This window comes from Pseudonocardia sp. NPDC049154 (assembly GCF_040648315.1).
GTDB lineage: Bacteria > Actinomycetota > Actinomycetes > Mycobacteriales > Pseudonocardiaceae > Pseudonocardia.
In genome coordinates this window covers 1-20,670 of record NZ_JBEZDN010000072.1, presented here as the reverse complement: position 1 = coordinate 20,670, position 20,670 = coordinate 1, and the positions used below count along the sequence as shown (strand labels likewise).

Sequence of the window (20,670 nt, the reverse complement as noted above, 5' to 3'; positions counted from 1 at the left end):
GGGCGCCGCTCACGCCGCGTCGCCCGCCCGGACCGGGTGGAGGCCCGGAGACCAGTCGGGTCGTGCGCCGGCGGGCAGCGGGGCCGCGAGGATCTCGTCGGCCACCCGCATCGTGAGCCGGCCGCCGCCGAAGCGGTGCCCGAAGTCCTGCCAGGCCAGCAGCTCGCGGTGCAGCAGCTCGCCGACCGGGCCGGGGTGGGTGCGCAGGGCGCGGGCCGCGGCACGGCGCAGGCGGGACGCCTCGGCGGGGGTCATGGGGGTCATGTCGTCCTCCTCGGATCGGAACGTCCGAAGGGTCCGTCCGCGGGGGCGCCGCCGTCGTCGGCGACGGGCACCCATCTCGGCACCTGCCCATGCCCACCCGCACGGGCATGGGTAGGTGGCCGGCCGAGATGGGTGGTCGTCGCCGATGGGCGGACCCGCCGCTCCCGGGCACGGTCTGTCGTGTCGGGCCGGACCCGCCGGCCGCGAGACCAGGACCGAGGAGCACGCCATGAGCCAGACCGTCACCGACACCGTCCGCAACGGCGTCGACACCGCGACCATGTTCGCCACGCTCGACGCCATCAAGGCCCAGCCGGAGATCGCGCAGTTCCGGTTCCGCGCCACCAACACCTGGATCGACGGCGCGCACAACCGCTCGACGATCAAGGGCTTCTACGCCGCCTGCGCCGAGGACACGTCGCGCACCGAGGCCTTCACCCTCGACGCCGGCGAGCCGGCGATCCTGCTGGGCACCGACACCGGCCCCAACCCGGCCGAGTTCCTGCTGCACGCCCTCGCCGCGTGCGTCACGACCTCGCTGGTCTACTCCGCCGCCGCCCGCGGTGTACGGCTGACCTCGGTGTCCTCGACGCTCGAGGGCGACCTCGACGTGCAGGGCGCGATGGGCGTCAACACCGAGGACTACCGCAACGGCTTCGAGCGCATCCGGATGACCGTGACCATCGCGGGCGACGCGCCGCCGGAGAAGCTGCGCCAGGTCGTCGAGCGGGGCCGCGACCGGTCCGTCGTGTTCGACTCGGTGACCAACGGCGTGCCGGTGGACCTCGAGGTCGTCACCGCCTGAGCCGCAGGTGGCCGGGCGCGCCGAGGGGTCGCCCGGCCACCTGCCCGTCATGACCCGGAGGTCCGTCATGGACTCGTACGACGCGATCGTCGTGGGCGCCCGGTGCGCCGGCTCCGCGACCGCGATGCTGCTGGCCCGGGCCGGGCTCGACGTCCTGCTCGTCGACCGCGCCGACCCTGCCCGGGACACCCTCTCCACCCACGCGCTGATGCGCGGCGGGGTGGTCCAGCTCGAACGCTGGGGCCTGCTCGACGCGATCGTCGCGGCCGGGACGCCGCCGGTCGCCACCACGACCTTCCACTACGGACCCGAGGCCGAGGTCGTCGAGATGGCCGCGCCGCTCTACGCGCCGCGCCGGACCGTGCTCGACGCGGTGCTGCTCGACGCCGCGCAGTCGGCCGGCGCGACCGTGCGGCTCGGGGTGGACGTGACCGGCCTGCTCCGGCGCGACGACCGCGTGTCCGGCGTCGAGGCGCGGGTGCGCGGCGGGGGGACACTGCGCGCCCGCGCCCCGCTGACCGTCGGCGCGGACGGGGCCCGCTCGACCATGGCGACGCTGGTCGGCGCCGGGACCGTGCGCCGCGGCCGGGCCGCGAGCGCGATCGTCTACGGGTACTTCCCGGCGCCGAGCCCCGGGTACGAGTGGTTCTACGTCCCCGGGGCGACCGCCGGGATCATCCCGACCAACGACGGCCTGGCGTGCGTGTGGGCCGGGATGCCGCCCGCCGAGTTCGCCGCGGCCCGGCCCCGCGGGCTCGACGTGCTGTTCGACGAGGTGTTCGGCCGGGCCGCGGGCGTCGCGCTGGGGGAGCGGCAGGGCCCGCTGCGCGGGTTCCCCGGCGCACCCGCGGTGCTGCGCACCCCGACCGGGCCGGGCTGGGCGCTGGTCGGCGACGCCGGGTACTTCAAGGACCCGCTCACCGCGCACGGCATCACCGACGCGCTGCGCGACGCCGAGCTGCTCACCCGCTCGGTCCTGGGCGAGCTCGACTATGGCCGCACCCGCGACCACGTGTCCCGGCTGCTGTTCTCGGTGGCCGAGGAGATCGCGGGGTACCGCTGGGACCTGCCGGAGATCCGCGCGCTGCTGCGCGCGGAGAGCGCGGCGATGCGGCCCGAGGTGCGTCTCCTGCGCCGGCTCGACGAGCGGGACACGGTGGGGGAGGTGGCGGCGTGATCGGCGTGGTCAGCGACCGGGACCGGCTGCTGCTCGCCCTCACCGAGCTCGTCCGGTACGGCGTGGCCGCGGCGGAGTCGCTGCCGGGCGCCGCCGACGAGGCCCGCGAGCGGCTGCTCGTGGACCTGTGGACGCGGGCGCCCGAAGCCCTCGGGTCGTACGCCTTCTGGCTCCGCACCGACGAGACCCGCTTCGGGCCCGACGGCACGCTGCGGGGCGACCTCCCGCTCCACACCAGCGACGACGTCCACGAGCCGGTGCAGTTCCTCCTCGCCCGCGCGGGCTTCGAGGTGCACACCTCCGGCACGGAGCTGCTGGTCGGCGTTCCTCTCGCCGAGGCCGCCTGAGCTCCACCCGATCGCCGCCCCGGGATGCCGGGGCGGCGATCAGTGGTGTCCGGGGGTCGTTGTCGGTGCGCCCCCGCAGCTGCCATGCGGTGGGCGGTGGATCGGGCCGGACCAGGATCCGGCGGCCGGCGCGTGATCGTGGTTGCGGTGCACATGAGGCTGGTCGAGCTGCCGTCGGCGCACGCAAATGCCGATCATGGCGGAGGCTCGCAGTGTGCGGCGTCCCGACCCGCGCGGAGTGCACCTCCACCTCGTCTCCATGATCGCCGGAATGGTGCGTGGAGGGCTCGTAGGACCGCCACCACCGCACGGAAGCGCCGATCACGGCGCCGGCCGCACTTCGTGGCCGCGTCAGCAGCAGATGATGATCGCTCATCGCGTGCACGTGAGGCTGGTCGAACCGCCACCGCCGCACGCAGACGGCGATCACGGGCGTCGGCTCGTGATCGAGGCGCGGCTGGTCGAACTGCCGCCACCGCACCCGAGCGCCGATCGCGGGCACGGGCTCAGCGCTCCGAGAACACCGGACGCCCCGCATCGAGCGGGGCGTCCGGTGTGCGCTCAGGCGGCGAGGGCGGCGGCGAGGGCGGCGGCGGGGCGGTGTGCGGCTCGCTCGGCGATCACCTCCGCCAGGTACTGCGCGTCGACTCCGACGCCGTCGAGGAAGCTCGAGGAGCGGCGGTACTGCCAGCGCAGGCCGAGCACGTAGAGCCCGGCGGCGGCGGTGACGCCGCGGGAGTGGACGATCTCGCCGTCCATGCCGGACACGGGCGCCTCGATCCAGCCGTGGTCGCGGCCGAACCCGGTCGCCCACACCACGGCGGCGATCCCGTCCAGTGCCGGCGCCGAGCCGGGCTGCACGTCAGCGGCCGGAGGCGCGGATTCCGCGGGCACGTCCATGCCCGTCCGCGCCACGAACTCGTCGACCGCCCGCCGGAAGCGGGTCGCGTTGGCGGCGGCCTCGGTGACCGTGGTCGCCAGGTCGTCGTCGCCGAACCGGAGCCGCCCGCCCGCGCAGCCCAGCAGCCGCCCGTGCACGACGACGCCCTCGGCCGCCAGCCGCGGGACGTCCAGGTCCCGGCTTCCGCCGGCCAGTACCGCGTTGGGGGTGCGTCCGGGCGGGCCGGGCAGGGTGTCGACGGTGCGGTCCAGCATGCCGAGCCGCTCCATCCAGCAGTAGGCGTCGTGCCCGCGGTACCGGCGGGGCAGCGCCTTGTGCCGCCCGACGGCGAGGTGCACGGTCCGGCCGGCCCGGGCCAGCTCGAGGGCGATCTGCTGCCCGGACGGACCGGCGCCGACCACCAGCACCGCACCCGGCGGCAGCTGGTCGGGGTTGCGGTAGTCCGCGGTGTGCAGCTGGTGGATCCGCGCGGGAAGGTCCGCCGCCACCGCGGGGATCCGAGGCCGCGCCAGGTCCCCGGTCGCGACGACGACGTTCCGGGCGAGGAACCGGCCCGCGCTCGTCGTGAGCCGCCACCCGCCGGCGACCCGGTACAGCCGCCGGACGTCCACCCCGGTGCGCACCGGCGCGTCGAACGACCAGGCGTAGTCCTGCAGGTACCGGGCCACTTCGGCGCCGGTCATGAAGCCGCCGGGATCCGCGCCCGCGTACCGCCATCCCGGTAGCCGGGTCTGCCAGTTGGGGCTGAGCAGCCGGAACGAGTTCCAGCGGCGGCTGTGCCAGCTGTCGGCGACCCCGGCGCGTTCCAGCACGACGTGCGGCAGGCCGCGGTCGGTGAGGCAGCGGCTCATCGCGAGCCCCGCCTGTCCGGCGCCGACGACGACGGTCCCGGTCACGGTCTCGGTCATGGTGTCCTCCTGGGGATCCCGGTGTGACCACGACGCTAGGGAGCGGGGACCCGCGGGCCATCGGTGGCGAGTGCCCATCTCCGGCGGGCGATGACCCATGCGGCGCGGGGACGGAGGGTGGGCAGGTGGGCCCGCGAGATGGGCAGCCGACACCGATGGCGGGGCGGCGCCGCGCTCCTAGCGTCGATCCCGACCGAGCACCACCCCGACACCGCATCCGGGAGCCCGACATGACCGACACCCGCGACACCGCTCAGCGCACCGTTCCCCGGGTCGGTGCGACCGCGAGCCGTTCCCGGCTCGTGACACGCCGCGACATCGCGCTGTTCACCGAGATCTCCGGGGACCGCAACCCGCTGCACTACGACGAGGAGCGCGCCGCCGCGACCCGCTTCGGGGGGATCGTCGTACAGGGCGGGGTCACCACGGCGCTGCTCAACGCCGTCGTCGCCGAGGAGCTTCCCGGTCCCGGCAGCGTGTTCCTGCAGCTCGACCTGGGGTTCAAGGCTCCCGTCCGGCCCGGCGACGTGATCACCGGCAGCGTCGAGGTCACCTCCGCCCGGGAGGACAAGCCGATCACCGCCCTCGACGTCCGGGTGACCCGCGACGACGGCGTGGTGGCCGTCGAGGGCACCGCCGTCTGCTACACCGAGCCGTTGTGACCGGCGACCCGGTGACCGCGCTGGCCCCGGACCGGGACGTCGTCGCCGGCCAGGCCCGCGAGGCCGTCGCCCGGTTCGTCGCGCTGGTCCGCCGGATCGGCCCGGCCGACCCGCCCGCCGCCGGGGCCTGGTCGGTGCGCGACGTCGCGGTGCACGTGGCCTGGGCGATGGACCGGTACACCGAGTTCCTCGGCGGTGCGCCCTCGCCGGCCACCGCCGTCGAGCAGACCGCCGCGTTCAGCGCCGCCGGGATCGCCGAGGCCACCGACCGCACGCCCGAGGGCCTTGCGCGGGCCGTCGACGAGGCTGGGGAGCGGTACTTCGCCGCCGCGGCGCGGACGCAGGGCCCGGTGACCTGGCACGCGGGGCTGTCCTTGGCAGTGCCCGCCTTGCTCGGGCTCACCCTCGGCGAGGCGATGGTGCACGGGCACGACGTCGCCGTCGCGCTCGGCGAGCCCTGGGAGCTGCCGCGGGCCTGGGCACACAGCGTGTTCCGCGCAGCCCTGCCGGCGCTCCCGCTCTACGTGGACGTGGCGGCGACCGCGGGCGTGCACACCCGGATCGACGTCCGGTTGCGCGGCGACCGGGGAGCCCGGGTGGTGTTCGACGTCGCCGACGGCACGCTCACCGTCCGGCCGGCGCCCGTGACGGGCCCGGTCGACTGCCACCTCTGGGCCGATCCCGCCGCCTTCCTGCTGGTCTTCTACGGCCGGACGACGCCGGTGCGGCCGGCCCTGCGCGGGCGGATCCTCGCGTGGGGAGGCGGCCGTGGCTCGGGTTCGCGCTGCCCGGCTAGCTGCGCCGGCCGTGACGGTTCAGGAGGGGGCGCGGACCCGGCGGGCCCGGACGGCCTCCCCGCCGCCCGCCCAGTCCAGGGCCGCCTGCGCGGCGGACCGCAGCGCGGCGGCGCGACCGGCGCCGAGCGCGTCGGCCAGCTCCTGCTCGATCTCCGCGCGGATCCGCCGGGTGTCCTCGACGACCGCCGCGCCGCGCGCCGACAGCCGCACGAGCCGGACCCGCGCGTCGCGCGCGGCGGAGGTCCGTTCCAGGTAGCCGAGCCGTTCGAGCTCGGTGACGGCCTTCGAGGCCGCCTGCTGGGTGACCCCCATCCGCTCGGCGATCTCGCCGATGGGCCGAGGGCCCTCGACGATGTGCTGGACGACGAAACCGTGCGACACCCTGATCTCCGGGTGGCCGGCGGCGTGCACCCGGCGCAGCGCCTCGGCGTTGAGCGCGAGGCCGGCGAGGTGCACCGCCGTCACGAGGTCGAGCTCCATACACCCAACTCTAGTTGTGTAACCGCGGTTGTGCATCTACCGTGGTCGACATGTCCGAGCTCGCCGAGTTCGTCGCGATCGCCCACCGCATCGTCTGGTGCACGCTCGCGACCGTCGACGCCCGTGGCCGTCCCCGTTCCCGGGTCGTGCACCCGCTGTGGACGGTCGAGGCCGACGCAAGCCTCGTCGGGCGGGTGACGAGCCGGCGCTCGTCGCCGAAGTCCGCGCACCTCGCCGCCCACCCCTACGCCTCGTGCTCGTACTGGGACCGGCAGCACGACGTCGCCGTCGCCGAGTGCCACGCGGAGTGGGACCCGGAGCCGGCCCGCTCCTGGCACCTGTTCACCGAACCGGACCCGCCCGTCGGGTTCGACCCGGCCGCGATGTTCGCCGGCGGCCTCTCCTCGCCCGACGCCGGGATCGTCGTGCTGCGGCCGTGGCGGGTGCGGTGGGGACGCGCCGCGGAGCTCGCCGCGGGCGCGAGACCCACCGTCCGGAGTCTCGGCGCCGCAACGAGTGACAGGTGTCACCGCTGATGTAACGCGGGTGGTCCCGTGCCGAGCGTCTTCCTGCGGGCAACGGAAGGGCACGCGGATGGCGACGAGCGAGCGTCCGGAGGGACGGGACGAGGACGCCCGGGCCCGGGCCGGCGACTCGCAGGCCCGGCGGGACTCCCGTCGCCGCACGGCACTGGCGCGCCGCGCCCGCACCCGCACCGCGCTGCTCACCGCGGCCCGCGCCGTCTTCGCCGACCAGGGCTGGGTGGAGACGCGGATCGAGGACGTCGCCCGGGTCGCCGGGGTCAGCCCCGCCACCACCTACAACCATTTCTCCAGCAAGCACGCGCTGATCGGAGCCGCGTACGCCGTCGCGTGGCAGGAGGGTCTCGACGCCGAGCCCGAGGAGGAGCCCGCGCCCGAGGAGACGACCACGGGCGAGGGGCCGCCGCTGCCGGGGGCCCGCACCGAGGCGCTCGCCGCCCACCTGCGGCGGATCAGCCGGGTCGCCCGCCGGCACCAGGCGCTCACCGCGGCCTTCGCCTGCGCGGTCCAGGACTACACCGCCCGGGTGCAGCGCCCCCCGGTTGCGCCCGACCCGGAGGACCCCCGTCTCGGCACGCCCGTGCCCGAACCGATCGCGGTCCTGCTCGACGCCGGGCAGCGCAGCGGCGAGCTCGGCCACCAGCGGGACCCCGCGGACCTGGCCGAGCAGCTGACCTTCCTGCTGTTCCTGCGGTGCTTCACCCATCCCGACGAGGACGCCGCGGACACCGCGGAGATGCTCCTCGCCATCGCCGTGGGCGTGCTCCCCGCGGCCCGGCGCTGACCACCTACCGCCCGGCCGGGCCGTGATCCTCGGCGTCGGGGTGGACCCGGCTGCGCTCGGCACCGGGCACGGAGTAGCCGCGCTCGGCGTAGGGGAAGCCGTCGAGCTCCGTGGTCTCCGGCCGCAGCTGGTAGTAGGAGCGGATCTCGCGGATCAGGCCGTCCTCGGCGGTGAACCACTCGGCCCCGCGGGTGGCGACGCGACCGGTCGCGCCCTCGGGCAGCCAGAACATGGTCCACTCGATGACCGCCTGATCGCGCGCGGCGCAGACGCTGTCGACGACCCAGCGCGCCTGCAGCATGCGGGTGACCTTGCGCCAGTACCGGGCGAGGTGCTCCGCACCCGCGACCGCGGTCGAGCCGGTGTTCGGGGCGAGGAACCAGTGCACGACCTCGGGGTGCAGGGTCGCGAGCATCGCGTCGACGTCGCCCGCGCTGCACCCGTCGTAGTAGCGGGTGATCAGCGCGGTCCACTCGGCCTCACCGGGCACGGGCTCCTCCTCTGCTCGGGGGCGGCGGCGCTCAGGCCGGGCGCAGCCGCACGGGCAGAGCCTCCCAGGCGCGCAGCGTGTTGTTGTGGTGGCGGCGCGGCGGGCCCGCGAGCTCGATCGTCTCCACCCGCCGGGCCAGGGCGGTGAGCAGGGCCTCCGCCTCGAGCCGCGCCACGTGCTGCCCGACGCACTGGTGGATGCCCATCCCGAACCCCACGTGCCCGGACGGGTCCCGGGCCAGGTCGAACGCGTCGGCGTCGGGACCCCAGCGGGCCGGGTCGCGGTTGGCGGCGCCCAGGAACATGAGGATCTTGCGGCCGTCGGGGATCACGTGGCCGCCGATCGCGACGTCCCGGGTCGCGGTGCGGAAGAAGGTCTGCACCGGGGACTCCCAGCGCACCGCCTCGTCGAAGGCGACGCGGGCGAGGCCGGGCTCCTCCCGCAGGCGGCGCCACTGCTCGGGGTGGGTCGCGAAGGCGCACAGCACCGCGGACAGGCCGTGCACGGTGGTGTCCACGCCGGCGGTGAGCAGGGAGCGGACGACGAGCGGCGCCTGCTCAGGGGTGATGTCCCCGCGATCGGACGCGGCCCAGATGGCCGCGCCGAACCCCTCCGGGGCGAGGACCTCCCGCGCGCATTGCGCGGCGACCCACGCCGACAGCTCGGCGACCCGCGGCGCCCCCTTCTCCACCAGCGCGTTGGCCGGGCCGAAGGCGTTGAACGCGTGGTCGCCGTAGGGGAGCAGGTGCTCGCGGCCCTCCTGCGGGATGCCGACGGCGTCGGGGAACACCCGCAGCGGGAACGCCTCGGTGAGGTGCGGGACGGCGTCGAACTCCGGCCCGTGGGAGGCGAGGACCTCGTCGACGAGCCGGTCGGCGTCGGCGAGCCAGGCCTCGTGCAGCTTCCGCAGCGCCCGCGGGCCGAGGATCTTCTGCAGGACCCGGCGGGGCGCGTCGTGCCGCGGCGGGTCGGCCTCGAGCAGCAGGCTCGGCGGCCGCCACGGCTTCTCGTGCCGGAAGTTCGACAGCCCGACTCCGGCGGCGGACTGGAACCCCTGCCAGTCCCGCAGCGCGGCGTGGACCTCGGCGTAGCGGGCGAAGGCGAACACGTCGTAGCGGCGCAGGTGGACGACCGGGCCGGCCTCGCGCAGGGCGGCGTGGAAGGGCAGCGGGTCCTCCAGGACCTCCGGCCCGAACGGGTCGACGTCGGTGGCGGGCAGATCGTGGACGGGCTCGGCGGTGAGCGTCACGGCGGGCTCCAGGTGGTGGGTGGGCGGGTCGGAGGTGTCGGCGCGGTCTCGGCGGAGGTCTCGGCGCGGCTCGGCGGGTCTCAGAGGTCGAGCACCAGGCGGTCGCTGCGGGCCCGGGACACGCACGGGAACAGGCAGTCGCCGGCGGCGCGCTCGTCGTCGTCGAGGATCGAGTCGCGGTGGTCGGGCTCGCCGGCGAGCACCCCGGTCTCGCAGGTCCCGCACGTGCCCTGCCGGCAGGAGGAGAGGACCTCCACGCCGGCGTCCGCGATCGCGGCGAGCACGGACCGGCCGGGCGGGACCGTCACCGTCCGGTCGCTGCGGGCGAGCTCGACCTCGAACGCCGTGTCCCGCGCGGGCGTGCCGAGCTCCTGGGCCACGAACCGCTCGGTGCGCATGGTGTGGGCCGGCCACGCCGCGGTCGCGTCGGCCAGCGCGGCGAGCATCGGCGCCGGGCCACAGGCGTAGACCCGCGTGCCGGGCTCGGGGGCACCGAGGAAACCGGCGAGGTCCAGCAGGCCGTGCTCGTCCTGCGGCACCACCCGCACCCGGTCGCGGTCGATCCCCGCGAGCTCGTGCACGAACGCCATCGACGCCCGGGTCCGGCCGCCGTAGAGCAGCTCCCAGTCCGCCCCGAGCAGGGTGGCCTGGCGGATCATCGGCAGCAGCGGGGTGATCCCGATGCCGCCGCCCACGAACAGGTACCGCTCCGCGGGCACGAGCGGGAAGTTGTTGCGCGGGCCGCCGAGGCCGACCGCGTCGCCCACGGCCAGGTGGTCGTGCACGTAGGCCGAGCCGCCGCGGCCGGCGGGCTCGCGCAGCACGCCGACGCGGTAGCGGTGGGCGTCCCACCGGTCCCCGCACAGCGAGTACTGGCGCGTCGTCCCGTTGGGCAGGACCAGGTCGACGTGGGCGCCCGGGGTCCAGTCCGGCAGGCGCGCGCCGTCGGGGGCCACGAGCTCCAGTGACACCACGCCGTCGGCCTCGACGCGCTTGGCGGCGACCCGGACCGTCGCCGCCACGGCGGTGCCCGTGACGGTGCCCGGGTCGGTGCTCGGAACGGCGGGTTCGGGGGCGACGGGCGGGCGATCGGCGGTGATCACGGGGCGGTCCTCCGGCGGTGGGATCGGGTGGACAGAGGATGCGGATCCGGTCCCGCCGCGCAGAAGGCCGTTCTCAATGATTGAGAGAAGTTCTCCGTTCGCGCTGGTCAGGTGCCAGTGCCCGCTCGATGCCCCGCGCCGCGGCCTTCAGCACGGGGACCACGGTGAACGCCTGGCCGTCGTTCGGGACGATCGCCGACAGCGCGGCCACGACCTCCCCGCCGGCGTCGCGCACGGGCACGGCGGTCCCGGTCGCGTCGGGGTGGATGTGCCCGGGCGTGATCACGTGCCCGTCGCGCCGGATCGCGGCGAGCGCCGCCCGGAGCCGGCCCGCGTCGGTGAGGGTCTCGGCGGTGTAGCGCTCCCGCGGCCCGGCGAGCACGCGTTCCTGCAGCTCCCGCGGCCCGAACGCGGTGAGCACCAGCCCCGACGACGACGCGTGCAGTGGCAGCCGGCCGGCGATCCGGGTGTAGTTGATCACCGCGCCGGGGGCGGACAGCCGCTCGAGGAACAGCACCTCCTCCCCGTCGAGGACGCCGACCTGCACGTGGTGCCCGACGACCGCGTGCAGGTCCTCCAGGAAGGGCATCGCGGCCTCGCGCAGCGACAGGGTCGGGGAGGCCCGCTGGGCCAGCTCCCACAGCCGCACCCCGATCCGGACCCGGCCGTCGGGCCGCCGCGCGAGCAGCCCGTGCTCGACGAGCTCGGCGACCAGCCGGGACGCGGTGGCGACGTGCAGCCCCGACCGCCGCGCGATCTCCGTGACGGTCAGGTCCGGCTGCGCCGCCCCGAACGCCTCGAAGATCCGCACCGCGCGGGAGAGCACGGACTCCCCGGTCGCCACCCGTGGCATGCCGCCCAGCCTGCCACCCCCACCGCGTCGGGAGCGCCTGAGCGGGCGACGGTCCACCCGCTCATCGGACGGCGGCCCGGCGGCCGTGCCGACCCCGTACGCCGGCACTGCGCGCGACCCGGTGCACCGTCCAGCCGAGGGCCGCGAGGCTCACGGCCGCCACGATCGCCGTCCCGATCAGCGAGGACTGGCTGTCCCACAGGGTGTGCAGCGCGACGGCCAGCACGAACGCCGCGACGAACCGGCCGATCGCGCGGCCCCGCCAGCCGGACTGCGCCGCGGCGAACAGCGCGGTGGCCGCGATGCCGGTCCAGGCCATGTGCCCGGCCGGGCTCATGATCCCGCGCAGGAGCAGCACGTCGACGGTCGCGATCAGGCTGCCCTTCGACTGCAGGAGGGTCACGAAGGCGTAGCCCATGGTCTCCAGCGCGGCGAAGCCCGCGCCCGCGGCCACGCCGACGAGCAGCCCGTCGGACGCGGTGCGGTAGCGGCGGAAGAAGATCAGCACGGCGATCGGGATCAGCAGCTTGCTGGTCTCCTCGATCAGCCCGACGGCGACCATGGGCAGGACGCCGAGGTCGCGCTGGGCGTCGTACTCCAGGGTGCCCGCGACGACCGTGCCGATCACGCCGCCGAGGAAGGCCGCGGTCGCGACGAGCGGGGCCGGGACGTCGTAGGGCAGCCGCCGGCCGTAGACGAAGGTCAGGAACGCCGCCGGCACGATCGCCGCGCCCAGCAGGATCGACGAGGGCACGAAGTTCGGGTTGCCGGTGGCGACAATCGTCCGCTCGACCGCGACGAAGAGCGCTACGCCGACGACGAGCACGCCGATCCAGGCGTGCCGGCGGGCGAAGGACGGGGGCGCGGGGGCCACGCCCCCGGGACGACCGGCGGTGTCGTCGCTGGTCACGGAGATCACGACTCCTCGCAGGGGCGTTTCCAAGGGATGCTGGGAGACGGTTGCGCAGCCGTCTCCCCTCCGTCTCCGAGCGGGACGGTCACGCGGGGACGTGCTCGTCGAGCCAGTCGAGGACCCGCTCGTCCCGCAGGCCGGCGGCGAGGGGCTCGCAGTGCCCGTCGGCGCCCTCGGCGGCGGTGAACGGCATCAGGGTGACGTCGCCGGTCAGCGCCTCGGCCAGGCGGGCGGACTGGCCGGGCCAGAACTGCTCGTGCTCGGGGTCGGTGACCAGCATCGGGCAGGTGATCGCGGCCAGCTCGGCGTCGGTGAGCGTGTAGGCGCGGGCCGCGGTGACGAAGTCGAAGGGCGAGGTGACGCCGTAGGGGCGCATCCGCCACTGCAGCACCCGGCGGGTTCGGGCGGACAGCTTCAGCGCCCAGGCCAAGTCCCGGTCGAACTTCTCCCGCTCGCCGGCGTCGAGGAGCTTCACCATCGAGTGCCCCAGCTGGCCGAGCATGGCGGCGGAGACGTCGACGACGCCCGGGTCGGCCACGGCCGCGGCGATGCGGTGCTCGTACGCGACGGCGCGCGGGACCCAGTAGCCGCCCTGGCTCACGCCCGCCACCGCGATCCGGGCGGGATCGACGTCCGGCCGGGCGACGAGGTGGTCGACCACCGGGGTCAGGACGTGCTCCCAGTCGGGGCGGAACGGGATGCCCTGCCGGACCAGCGCGGCGTTCTGCCCCGGGCCGTCGTAGGTGACCACGGTCCACCCGCGCTCGAGGGCGGCGGCCGCGGCGCGCGTCCACACGCCGACGACGGAGCCGTCGCTGCCGTTGGTGAAGACGAGGGTGCGGCGGGGCCCGTCGGCGGGGCCGGAGCGGAACACGTACCCGGGGAGGGTGGTGTCCTCGTAGGGGATCGCGAGGCGCTCGACGGCGATGTCCCCGATGGCGTTCGTGAGGTCGACGAACCGGTCCCAGGCGTCGCGGTGGCGCTCCCACAACTGGGCGAAGCCGGGATCGTCCGCCATGGTGGCGGCCTCGGCGTAGTAGGTCGCGGCCCGCAGGTACCGCGCGGCGGCGGAGCGGGCGTGCCCGGCGTCCTCCGCCGAGCGGGCCTGCTCGACGACCCGGTCGGCGGTGGCGGTCCACTGCGCGACCCAGGCCGCGGCGTCGCCGTTCGGGATGCGGTCGACCGTCGCCAGCACCTCACCGACGTCGGTGGCCCGGTGGAAGGCGTCACCGAGCAGGTTCTCGACGGCGAACTGGAAGTCGGCGTCCTTGTAGAAGGCGTGCACGGGGGGCTCCTCGACTGATCGTGGTCCGGTGTCCTGCTCGGTGCCGCACCGCGCGGCGCTACGTGCTGCGCCGTCCGACCGAGCGCCCCCGCGCTCGCCCGCGCACCTGTAACCGCGCTCCAACCGCCGTCGAGCAACGGCTGGAGCGGAGTTGGAGCGGCGTGCGCGACCGTCCGGCACGGCACCGAACCGGGGAGGAAGCCGTGAGCGTCTACATCGAGGACCTGGTCACCACGCTGGAGGCGGCGGGGGAGCGGCCCGTGCTGCGCTGCGACGGGGTCGACACGACCGCCGCGAGCCTGCTCGCCGCCGTCCGACGGACCGCCCGGGCGCTCGACGGGCTCGGCGTCGGCCGTGGCGACCTCGTCGCGCTGCTCGCCCCGAACCGGCCGGAGGCGCTGGCCGTGCGCTACGCCGCGCACCTGATCGGGGCCGGCGCGGTGTACCTGTCGGTGCCGCCCGACCCCGACCGTCGCGCCCGGATGATCGCCCAGTTCGACCCGCGGCTCGTGGTCGTGTTCCCGGAGACGGCGGAGCTGCTGCCCGCGGGCGTCACCGCCCCGGTGGCCGCGGTCGGCCCGGTCCCCGGCGTCGACCTGCGGCTCGACGAACGGGCGGCCGCCGAGGACGCCGGCCCGCTGCCCTGCCGAGCCCGGCCCGAGGACCTGGCCGTGGTGATCTCCTCCGGCGGGACGACCGGCGTGCCGAAGGGCAGCCGGCGCGACTTCACGCACTACAGCGCCATGGCCACGGTCGCGCCCGCGCCGGAACGCCGCCAGCTGGCGAACGGCAAGCTCGCCTATCTCACCCAGATCCTCGTCGACCAGACCCTCCTCGCCGGCGGCAGCGTGGTGCTGCAGGACCACTACGAGCCGCTCACCACCCTCGAGACGATCGAGAAGGAGCGGATCACGCACCTGTTCCTGGTCGAGCCGCAGCTGTTCGACCTGATGGACCGCCCCGAGGTCGCCGAGCACGACCTGAGCTCGCTGCGCGCGCTGACCCACATCGGGGCGATGGCCGCACCCGTGCTCCGGGTCCGCGCCCACGACCGGCTGGGCCCGGTGATCATGCACACCTACGGGGCCAGCGAGATCGGGATCGTCAGCGCGCTGCTGCCCGCCGAGCACGACCGGCCCTCCCGCTTCCGCTGCGCCGGGCGGATCTTCGCGGGCGTCGACGTCCGGTTCCGCGGCGCGGACGGCGCCCTCGACCCGCGGGCCGGGGCGATCGAGGTGCGGTCGCCGGCCATGGCCCAGGGCTACCGGCACCGCCCGGTGGAGGAGGCCGAGCACTTCGTCGACGGCTGGTACCGCACCGGCGACCTCGGCGAGCTCGACGCCGAGGGCATGCTGCGCGTCCTCGGTCGCGAGTCCGACATCGGGGCGCTGGGTGCGGTCACCACGGTGGACCTGCAGGACACGCTGTGCCGGCTGCCGTCCGTGCGGTACGCGGTGCTGGTGGCGGACCTGGAGCAGGGCGTGCGCATCGCCGCGGTGGAGGCGTGGCCGGGCGGGAGCGTCGACGCGGAGGAGTGCCGCGACGCGGTGGCCGCTGAGCACGGGCCGGAGGTGGCGGCGTCGCTGCGCGTGCTGCCCGTCGACCGCGTCCCGCTCACCGAGCAGGGCAAGCCGAACCGGCCGGCGATCGGGGCCGCGGCGCTGAGCGGCAGCGTGTAGCCCTCACTCGCGCCGGGCGCGCACGACGCCTGCCCAGGCGACCAGCACGGCCAGCCCCAGGGCGAGCACGACCGGGAGCACGAACGCGCCCGGTCCCGCCCCGCGCTCCAGGGCGTGCACGGCGCTGCCGACCGGCGGCAGCCACGGCTGCACCGCGGTCGCGATCACCACGACCGCCCCGACCAGCAGCGACCGGCCGATCCGGCGGATCCACGGCCGCGCGCACAGCAGACCGACGGCCGTGCCCGTCGCCCCGGCCGCGAGGTGCGCCAGCAGCCCCGTGACGACGACCGCGGGCGGGGCGGAGTACGGCGTCGCCACCAGCGGCCACGCCACGCTGAGCACGGCGAGCCCGATGTCCCCGGCCAGGGCGACCAGCAGCGTCCCGGCTGCGACCGGCCCGAACCCTCCCGCCGCGGCGACGGTGACGCCCCGCTGCACCGGGTCCTCGGTGTGCGCGACCGTGAGCGCGAGCCAGGCCGCGACCGGGTAGAGCGTGAGCACCGAGGCGCCCCACGGCTCCGGCAGCCGGCCGGGGTCGCCGCCGAACAGCACGGCGAGCACCGCCACCTGGAGCACGACGGGGAGCACCGCGCGCTGCGACCGCACGGCGTCGGCCAGCAGGTAGCGGGCCACGGCGACGGCGGTCACGCGGGCCTCACCGACTCGACCGAGCACCCCAGCTGCAACGCCGTGAACAGCACCGGATCGGACTCGGCGGGCGCGGCGCGCAGGTGCAGCCGCTCGCCTTCGAGCCGGCCCGCCATCCCGAGTCGGCGCCGGACCTGTTGCGCGTCCGGGCAGCGCAGCACGATCGCGACGGCCGGCGGGGGAGGCGGGGCCTCCTCGACCCGTCCCTCGGTCAGCCGCAGGTGCCGGGCACCACGGAGGCGCGCGGCCCGCCCGGTGTGGTCGGTGACCAGCACCGTCGCCCCGGCCGCGGCCTCGGCGAGCAGGTCGGCGAGGGTGTCCGCCGCCGCCGCGTCGAGGCCGGCCCACGGCTCGTCGAGTACGACCAGGCCCGCCCCGGCGCCGAGCGCCTGCGCGAGCCCGACCTTCTGCGCGTTGCCCTTCGACAGCCGGGCCATCGGTTCGCGGCGCGGCCCGGCGAACCCGAGGCGGTCGAGCAGGCCGGGCTCGGGCCGCACGCCCCGGATCCGCGCGAGGTGGCGCAGGTAGGCGTCGGCGGGCAGGCGCAGCTGGGCCGGGAAGCGGTCCGGCAGGTACCCGACGACCGCCGGCCGCCCGGTCACCCGTCCGGCGGTGGGCACGGCGCAGCCGGCCACGATGCGCAGCAGCGTCGACTTGCCGGACCCGTTTCCGCCGGCGAGCACCACGAGCGCGCCGGGCGCGAGGGCGAGATCGACCCCGGCCAACACCGGGAGGCCGTGCCGGTATCGCTTGTGGACCCCCTCCACCCGCAGCACGGGTGTCAGGTTTCCACGAGGGCCGGGAGCGTCAGGCGGCGGTCCGGCCGAAGTCCTTGCCGACGGTCTCGGCCCGCTCGTGCGCCTGCGCCCGGACCTGCGCGGCGAGGGGCCGGAGCTCGGCCATCGCGGGCTGCACGTCGGCCAGGGTCAGCTCGGCCTCGATGAGCGTGACGTCGGCGCCCCAGACGTCGGCGAGGATCCGGACGATCCAGCCCGTGGCGTGGTCCCAGCCCTCGCGGGGCGTGCCGGCGCCGTAGCCGCCGCCGCGCGCGACGACCAGCGCGACGGGCCGGCCGGCCAGCGGCGCGGTGCCGGGCGCGAAGCGCGGGTCGGCGATGAGCAGGTCGATCCAGCCCTTGAGGTGCTGGGACACGCCGAAGTTGTAGAGCGGCGTGGCGAGGACGACGGCATCGGCGCGGAGCACCTCGTCGGCCAGCCGGGCGGCCAGCCCGAGGGCCTCCCGCTGGGCGTCCGTCCGCTGGTCCTCGGGGGTGAAGCCGGCCAGCGCGGCGGTCGGCCACGCGTCGACGGGGATCGGGTCGGCGACCAGGTCGCGGCGCACGACCGCGCCGCCCGGGTGCTGGTCGAGGTAGGCCCGCTCGAGGGTGTCGGCGACCTCTCGGCTCACCGACCCCTCGGTGCGGATGCTGCTGTCGAGGCGGAACAGGGACACGAGAACCTCCGGGAGAGAAACGCTGTCGACTAGATGTTCTGATTCACAGACTATCTTGTCAACAGAGCCTCCTCGTGGCCGGTAGTCTCGACGGCGTGACCACCCCGCAGCGCGTCGACGCCGACCTCGGCTGGGCGCTGGGCCGGGTCACCCGCGCGCACCTGCACACGGCGCAGGAGGTGGTCTCCGGGCTGCCCGGCGGTCCGCGCGGCTACCAGGTGCTGGCCGCCGCGAACGACGGCGAGGTCAGCACCCAGCTCGCCATCGCCCGCATGCTGGGCGTCGACCGGACCGTGATGACCTACCTGCTCGACGAGCTGGAGGGTGCCGGTCTCGTCGAGCGCCGCCCGGACCCGGCGGACCGCCGGGCCCGCCGGATCGTCCTCACCGCGGCCGGCCGCGAGCGGCTCTGCGATCTCGACCGCCGGCTCCGCGAGGCCGAGGAGCGGCTCCTCGCCCCGCTCGAGCCGGCCGAGCGGGACACGCTCCGGGAGCTCCTGCGCCGGCTCGCCACCGGGACCGGACACGACGGCGCCTCCGCCTGCCAGGTCGCCGAGGAGATCACCGCGACGGACGGCTGCTGACCGCCACTACTGCAACGGGATCTCCAGGTCGCGGTCGGCCTCGCCGCGCGACCCGAAGATCCGGCGCTCGGACTCGTCGATCACGAGGTCGTTGATGCTGGCCTCGCGTCGGACCATCAGTCCGTGCTCGTCGAACTCCCAGTTCTCGTTGCCGTAGCTGCGGTACCAGGTGCCGGCGGCGTCGTGGCACTCGTACTGGAAGCGGACGGCGATGCGGTTGCCGGCGAAGGTCCACAGCGACTTGCGGAGCGCGTAGTCGAGCTCGCGCTCCCACTTCTCGGTGAGGAAGGCGACGATCTCCGCGCGGCCGCGGACGAAGCGGTCGCGGTTGCGCCACACCGAGTCCTCGCTGTAGGCGAGCGACACCTTCTCGGGGTCGCAGGTGTTCCAGGCGTCCTCGGCGGCCTGGACCTTCTTCAGTGCGGTCTCGAGGGTGAACGGGGGAAGGGGCGGTCGGTCGGCCACGGCGTCTCCTGACGGATTGAGAACGTGCGTTCTCCTGGACCGTAGAGAACCGGCGTTCTCCGATCAACGCCGGTCACACGACGTTGTCCGCCGGTAACCGGACGGACATGTGGTCAGGCCCGGGCGGCCCGGAGCAGCGCCGCGGCAGCGGCGCGGGCCTGGGCGGCCGGGGCGTCCGTGCCGAAGATGCCGGCCGTGACCATCGCGCCCTCGGCGAGCAGCAGCAGCTGCGGGCCGACGTCGGCGGGCAGGCGGGCCGCGGCGACCAGGCCGTCGAGGTAGTCGGCGAACGCGTGCTTGTGCGCGCGGGCCTGGCGGGCCATGGCCGCCGACACCGCGCCGAGCTCGCCGAACCCGTTGATCCACGCGCAGCCGCGGAAGCCGGGCTCGCGGAACCAGGCGCCGAGCCAGTCGAACACGGCGAGGATCCGCCCGTCCGGGTCGTCGACCTCGTCGACCGCGGCGGCGAGCCGGCCCCGCCACCGCACGTCGCGGCGCTCGAGGTAGGCCTCGACGAGGCTCTCCTTGGCCGGGTACAGCGCGTAGACGCGCTTGAGCGGCAGGCCCGCGCCGGTCCGGATGTCGTCCATGCCGACCGCCTGGATGCCGCGCGCGTAGAAGAGCTCCTCCGCGGCGTCGAGCAGCCGGGTCCGGGCGGCCTCGGTGTCGAAGGGCGGCATGGCGGTCCTCGGTAGGGCGGTGGTCCTCGGGAAACGGTCGTTCTCCACGCTACCGTCCGCCCGTGACCTCCTCGCGGGACGACCGGGTCCTGGCGATCTCGCTGTGGGCCTCGGCCGGGTTCGCGGTGCTCGCGCTGGTGTGGGGCGCGCTCACCGGCTCCCGGCTGATCGTGTTCGACGGCCTCTACTCCTTCGCGAGCGTCGGGCTCACCCTGCTCGCGGTCGTGGCCCTGCGCACGGCGCGCCGCGGCCCGGACGACCGGTACCCCTGGGGCCGGGAGGCCTGGGAGCCGCTCGCGGTCGTCCTCAAGGCGGCGGCGATGGCCGGGCTGTGCGTGTACGCCCTGGTCGGCGCGGTGCTCGAGCTGCTCGACGGGCCGACCGGGATCGCCGTGCGCGCCGCGCTGATCTACGGCGTGGTGTCGACGCTCGGCGGCGTGGTGGTGACGGTCCTGTTGCGGCGGATGTCCACGCGCGGCTCCGACCTCGCGCGTGCGGAGGCGGCGGAGTGGGCGGGGGACACGCTGCTCAGCGTCGGGGTGATCGTCGGGTTCGGCGTCGCCTGGGCCCTGGAGGCGACCGGGCGGGCCGCGGCGGCCGCCTACGTCGACCCGGTCATGGTCGTGCTCGCGTCGGCCGCGTTCCTGCCCGTCCCGGTGCGGCTGATCCTGCGCAGCGGGCGCGAGATCCTCACGATGGCGCCGCCCGCGGAGGTCCTCGACCGCATCCGGGCGGAGGTGCGCGCGGTCGAGGAGGCCTATGGCTTCGCCGAGTCGTTCGTCCGGGCCGGCAAGGTCGGCGGCCGGCTCGACCTGGAGGTCGACTTCCTCGTCGACGCCGGCTCGACGGCCCGCACGGTCGAGGACCTCGACGACGTGCGGGCCGAGCTGGACCGGCGGTTGCGCGACCTCGAGCCGCCGCCCGCGATGTCGGTGGGGTTCACCGCCGACCGGGGCTGGGTCAGCTGACCGCGGGGTGGATCAGCCCTGGCCTGCGGCGGGGTCCATCCACACGACCTCCCAGTGGTGGCCGTCCGGGTCGAGGAACGAGCGACCGTACATGAAGCCGTGGTCCTGCGGGTCCTGCGCCTTCGTGCCGCCGTTCGCGAGCGCCGCGTCGGCGAGCCGGTCGACCTCGTCCCGGCTGTCGACGCCGAGGGCCAGGATCGCCTCGGTGGCGCTGCCGTCGGCGATGGGCTTGACCGTGAAGCCGCCGAAGTGCGAGTGGGACAGCAGCATCGCGGAGATACCCGGTCCGATCTCGAGCGCGAGCGAGTCGTCGCCGGAGAAGTCGGCGTTGAACGTGTAGCCCAGGGCGGTCCAGAACGCGCGGGTCGCCGCCAGGTCCGTGATCGGTAGGTTGACGAAGATCTGCGTGGTGGCCATCGGGGTGCCTCCTCGTTGCGGTCCGGTCGGTCCGGAGTGCGTGCTCTGTCGGGGCGTCGCAGGGGAGACCGGGGCCGCACGCGGAACTCATCGTCCCCACGTTCGGCCGATCGGGTGATCGTCGATCATGCTCCGACGTCGGCGTCGCCCGCATCGAGGTGGCGCAGGCGGTGCGCGGCTGACGGTGCGGGCCCGGCGTGTGCCGGGCCCGCAC

The 20,670-nt window shown here is 75.5% G+C and carries 24 protein-coding genes and 1 pseudogene; 10 read left to right on the top strand and 15 right to left on the bottom strand.

Annotated features, from left to right (window positions below; translation table 11 throughout):
- Positions 1-9 precede the first annotated feature (9 nt).
- Positions 10-264 carry a hypothetical protein gene (locus AB0B41_RS27755; protein WP_358208399.1) on the bottom strand — a complete coding sequence of 85 codons (255 nt, stop codon included), beginning with the start codon at positions 262-264 and terminating at the stop codon, positions 10-12.
- A gap of 229 nt (positions 265-493) precedes the next feature.
- On the opposite strand from AB0B41_RS27755, the gene AB0B41_RS27750 reads away from it, so the two are divergent.
- From AB0B41_RS27750 to AB0B41_RS27740, 3 genes are all read left to right on the top strand, one after another.
- Entirely contained in the window at positions 494-1,069 is a 576-nt protein-coding gene (locus tag AB0B41_RS27750) for an OsmC family protein (protein WP_037050826.1), read from the top strand.
- A 67-nt stretch (positions 1,070-1,136) separates the two neighbouring features.
- Positions 1,137-2,246 (top strand): NAD(P)/FAD-dependent oxidoreductase, encoded by a 1,110-nt coding sequence (locus tag AB0B41_RS27745; RefSeq protein WP_358208397.1) that lies wholly within the window; start codon positions 1,137-1,139, stop codon positions 2,244-2,246.
- Positions 2,243-2,593 (top strand): hypothetical protein, encoded by a 351-nt coding sequence (locus tag AB0B41_RS27740; RefSeq protein ID WP_358208395.1) that lies wholly within the window; start codon positions 2,243-2,245, stop codon positions 2,591-2,593. Before AB0B41_RS27745 ends, AB0B41_RS27740 begins: the two co-directional genes overlap by 4 nt.
- Positions 2,594-3,154: 561 nt before the next feature.
- Here the strand turns inward: AB0B41_RS27740 and AB0B41_RS27735 are convergent.
- Entirely contained in the window at positions 3,155-4,402 is a 1,248-nt protein-coding gene (locus AB0B41_RS27735) for an NAD(P)/FAD-dependent oxidoreductase (protein ID WP_358208393.1), read from the bottom strand.
- 230 nt (positions 4,403-4,632) lie between these two features.
- Between AB0B41_RS27735 and AB0B41_RS27730 the strand changes: the two genes are divergently transcribed.
- Entirely contained in the window at positions 4,633-5,064 is a 432-nt protein-coding gene (locus AB0B41_RS27730; protein ID WP_358208391.1) for a MaoC family dehydratase, read from the top strand.
- Positions 5,061-5,648: pseudogene (locus AB0B41_RS27725) on the top strand (maleylpyruvate isomerase family mycothiol-dependent enzyme); the annotation flags it as partial. The gene AB0B41_RS27730 and the pseudogene AB0B41_RS27725, both read left to right, overlap by 4 nt.
- 231 nt (positions 5,649-5,879) lie before the next feature.
- Here the strand turns inward: AB0B41_RS27725 and AB0B41_RS27720 are convergent.
- A complete protein-coding gene (locus tag AB0B41_RS27720) occupies positions 5,880-6,341 on the bottom strand; it encodes a MarR family transcriptional regulator (protein WP_358208389.1) in 462 nt (153 codons plus the stop codon).
- Positions 6,342-6,391: 50 nt separating this feature from the next.
- Between AB0B41_RS27720 and AB0B41_RS27715 the strand changes: the two genes are divergently transcribed.
- Positions 6,392-6,877, top strand: a complete 486-nt coding sequence (locus tag AB0B41_RS27715; RefSeq protein WP_358208387.1) for a pyridoxamine 5'-phosphate oxidase — start codon at positions 6,392-6,394, stop codon at positions 6,875-6,877.
- Positions 6,878-6,935: 58 nt separating this feature from the next.
- On the top strand, positions 6,936-7,667 hold the full coding sequence (locus AB0B41_RS27710; protein ID WP_358208385.1) for a helix-turn-helix domain-containing protein: 732 nt from the start codon (positions 6,936-6,938) through the stop codon (positions 7,665-7,667).
- 4 nt (positions 7,668-7,671) lie between these two features.
- Here AB0B41_RS27710 and AB0B41_RS27705 read toward each other — a convergent pair whose 3' ends face one another.
- The 6 genes from AB0B41_RS27705 to AB0B41_RS27680 form a co-directional block, all read right to left on the bottom strand.
- Positions 7,672-8,157 carry a nuclear transport factor 2 family protein gene (locus AB0B41_RS27705; RefSeq protein ID WP_358208383.1) on the bottom strand — a complete coding sequence of 162 codons (486 nt, stop codon included), beginning with the start codon at positions 8,155-8,157 and terminating at the stop codon, positions 7,672-7,674.
- A gap of 31 nt (positions 8,158-8,188) precedes the next feature.
- A complete protein-coding gene (locus AB0B41_RS27700) occupies positions 8,189-9,406 on the bottom strand; it encodes a cytochrome P450 (protein ID WP_358208381.1) in 1,218 nt (405 codons plus the stop codon).
- A gap of 80 nt (positions 9,407-9,486) precedes the next feature.
- Positions 9,487-10,428, bottom strand: coding sequence for a PDR/VanB family oxidoreductase (locus AB0B41_RS27695; protein ID WP_358208441.1), 942 nt, complete (start codon positions 10,426-10,428; stop codon positions 9,487-9,489).
- A gap of 154 nt (positions 10,429-10,582) precedes the next feature.
- Positions 10,583-11,362, bottom strand: coding sequence for an IclR family transcriptional regulator (locus AB0B41_RS27690; RefSeq protein WP_358208380.1), 780 nt, complete (start codon positions 11,360-11,362; stop codon positions 10,583-10,585).
- Between the two features lie 61 nt (positions 11,363-11,423).
- Complete coding sequence (locus tag AB0B41_RS27685) at positions 11,424-12,272, bottom strand: PrsW family glutamic-type intramembrane protease (protein ID WP_358208378.1); 849 nt, start codon at positions 12,270-12,272, stop codon at positions 11,424-11,426.
- An 88-nt stretch (positions 12,273-12,360) separates the two neighbouring features.
- Entirely contained in the window at positions 12,361-13,560 is a 1,200-nt protein-coding gene (locus AB0B41_RS27680) for a prolyl oligopeptidase family serine peptidase (protein ID WP_358208376.1), read from the bottom strand.
- Positions 13,561-13,763: 203 nt separating this feature from the next.
- Between AB0B41_RS27680 and AB0B41_RS27675 the strand changes: the two genes are divergently transcribed.
- Positions 13,764-15,239 (top strand): AMP-binding protein, encoded by a 1,476-nt coding sequence (locus AB0B41_RS27675; RefSeq protein WP_358208374.1) that lies wholly within the window; start codon positions 13,764-13,766, stop codon positions 15,237-15,239.
- Positions 15,240-15,242: 3 nt separating this feature from the next.
- On the opposite strand, the gene AB0B41_RS27670 is transcribed toward AB0B41_RS27675, so the two are convergent.
- The 3 genes from AB0B41_RS27670 to AB0B41_RS27660 are packed head-to-tail and all read right to left on the bottom strand — an operon-like array spanning position 15,243 to position 17,342.
- Entirely contained in the window at positions 15,243-15,890 is a 648-nt protein-coding gene (locus tag AB0B41_RS27670; protein WP_358208372.1) for a hypothetical protein, read from the bottom strand.
- Positions 15,887-16,666, bottom strand: coding sequence for an ATP-binding cassette domain-containing protein (locus AB0B41_RS27665; RefSeq protein WP_358208370.1), 780 nt, complete (start codon positions 16,664-16,666; stop codon positions 15,887-15,889). The genes AB0B41_RS27670 and AB0B41_RS27665 overlap by 4 nt, the downstream gene beginning before the upstream one ends.
- 31 nt (positions 16,667-16,697) lie before the next feature.
- Positions 16,698-17,342 (bottom strand): NAD(P)H-dependent oxidoreductase, encoded by a 645-nt coding sequence (locus AB0B41_RS27660; RefSeq protein ID WP_358208368.1) that lies wholly within the window; start codon positions 17,340-17,342, stop codon positions 16,698-16,700.
- A 95-nt stretch (positions 17,343-17,437) separates the two neighbouring features.
- Here AB0B41_RS27660 and AB0B41_RS27655 point away from each other — a divergent pair, with 95 nt between their 5' ends.
- Entirely contained in the window at positions 17,438-17,926 is a 489-nt protein-coding gene (locus AB0B41_RS27655) for a MarR family winged helix-turn-helix transcriptional regulator (protein WP_358208366.1), read from the top strand.
- Between the two features lie 6 nt (positions 17,927-17,932).
- On the opposite strand, the gene AB0B41_RS27650 is transcribed toward AB0B41_RS27655, so the two are convergent.
- Both AB0B41_RS27650 and AB0B41_RS27645 read right to left on the bottom strand, forming a co-directional pair.
- Complete coding sequence (locus AB0B41_RS27650; protein WP_358208364.1) at positions 17,933-18,391, bottom strand: nuclear transport factor 2 family protein; 459 nt, start codon at positions 18,389-18,391, stop codon at positions 17,933-17,935.
- 113 nt (positions 18,392-18,504) lie between these two features.
- Complete coding sequence (locus AB0B41_RS27645) at positions 18,505-19,071, bottom strand: TetR/AcrR family transcriptional regulator (protein WP_358208362.1); 567 nt, start codon at positions 19,069-19,071, stop codon at positions 18,505-18,507.
- 62 nt (positions 19,072-19,133) lie between these two features.
- Between AB0B41_RS27645 and AB0B41_RS27640 the strand changes: the two genes are divergently transcribed.
- On the top strand, positions 19,134-20,039 hold the full coding sequence (locus tag AB0B41_RS27640) for a cation diffusion facilitator family transporter (protein ID WP_358208360.1): 906 nt from the start codon (positions 19,134-19,136) through the stop codon (positions 20,037-20,039).
- Positions 20,040-20,051: 12 nt separating this feature from the next.
- Here the strand turns inward: AB0B41_RS27640 and AB0B41_RS27635 are convergent, their stop codons facing one another.
- Positions 20,052-20,456, bottom strand: coding sequence for a VOC family protein (locus AB0B41_RS27635; RefSeq protein ID WP_358208358.1), 405 nt, complete (start codon positions 20,454-20,456; stop codon positions 20,052-20,054).
- Positions 20,457-20,670: the final 214 nt, after the last annotated feature.

Bases quoted from the DNA above. Each gene is read 5' to 3' on its own strand.
- AB0B41_RS27730 (WP_358208391.1), top strand. From the start codon at position 4,633: ATGACCGACACCCGCGACACCGCTCAGCGCACCGTTCCCCGGGTCGGT.
- AB0B41_RS27645 (WP_358208362.1), bottom strand. From the start codon at position 19,071: ATGCCGCCCTTCGACACCGAGGCCGCCCGGACCCGGCTGCTCGACGCC.
- AB0B41_RS27720 (WP_358208389.1), bottom strand. From the start codon at position 6,341: ATGGAGCTCGACCTCGTGACGGCGGTGCACCTCGCCGGCCTCGCGCTC.
- AB0B41_RS27690 (WP_358208380.1), bottom strand. From the start codon at position 11,362: ATGCCACGGGTGGCGACCGGGGAGTCCGTGCTCTCCCGCGCGGTGCGG.
- AB0B41_RS27735 (WP_358208393.1), bottom strand. From the start codon at position 4,402: ATGACCGAGACCGTGACCGGGACCGTCGTCGTCGGCGCCGGACAGGCG.
- AB0B41_RS27715 (WP_358208387.1), top strand. From the start codon at position 6,392: ATGTCCGAGCTCGCCGAGTTCGTCGCGATCGCCCACCGCATCGTCTGG.
- AB0B41_RS27750 (WP_037050826.1), top strand. From the start codon at position 494: ATGAGCCAGACCGTCACCGACACCGTCCGCAACGGCGTCGACACCGCG.
- AB0B41_RS27635 (WP_358208358.1), bottom strand. From the start codon at position 20,456: ATGGCCACCACGCAGATCTTCGTCAACCTACCGATCACGGACCTGGCG.
- AB0B41_RS27745 (WP_358208397.1), top strand. From the start codon at position 1,137: ATGGACTCGTACGACGCGATCGTCGTGGGCGCCCGGTGCGCCGGCTCC.
- AB0B41_RS27755 (WP_358208399.1), bottom strand. From the start codon at position 264: ATGACCCCCATGACCCCCGCCGAGGCGTCCCGCCTGCGCCGTGCCGCG.
- AB0B41_RS27710 (WP_358208385.1), top strand. From the start codon at position 6,936: ATGGCGACGAGCGAGCGTCCGGAGGGACGGGACGAGGACGCCCGGGCC.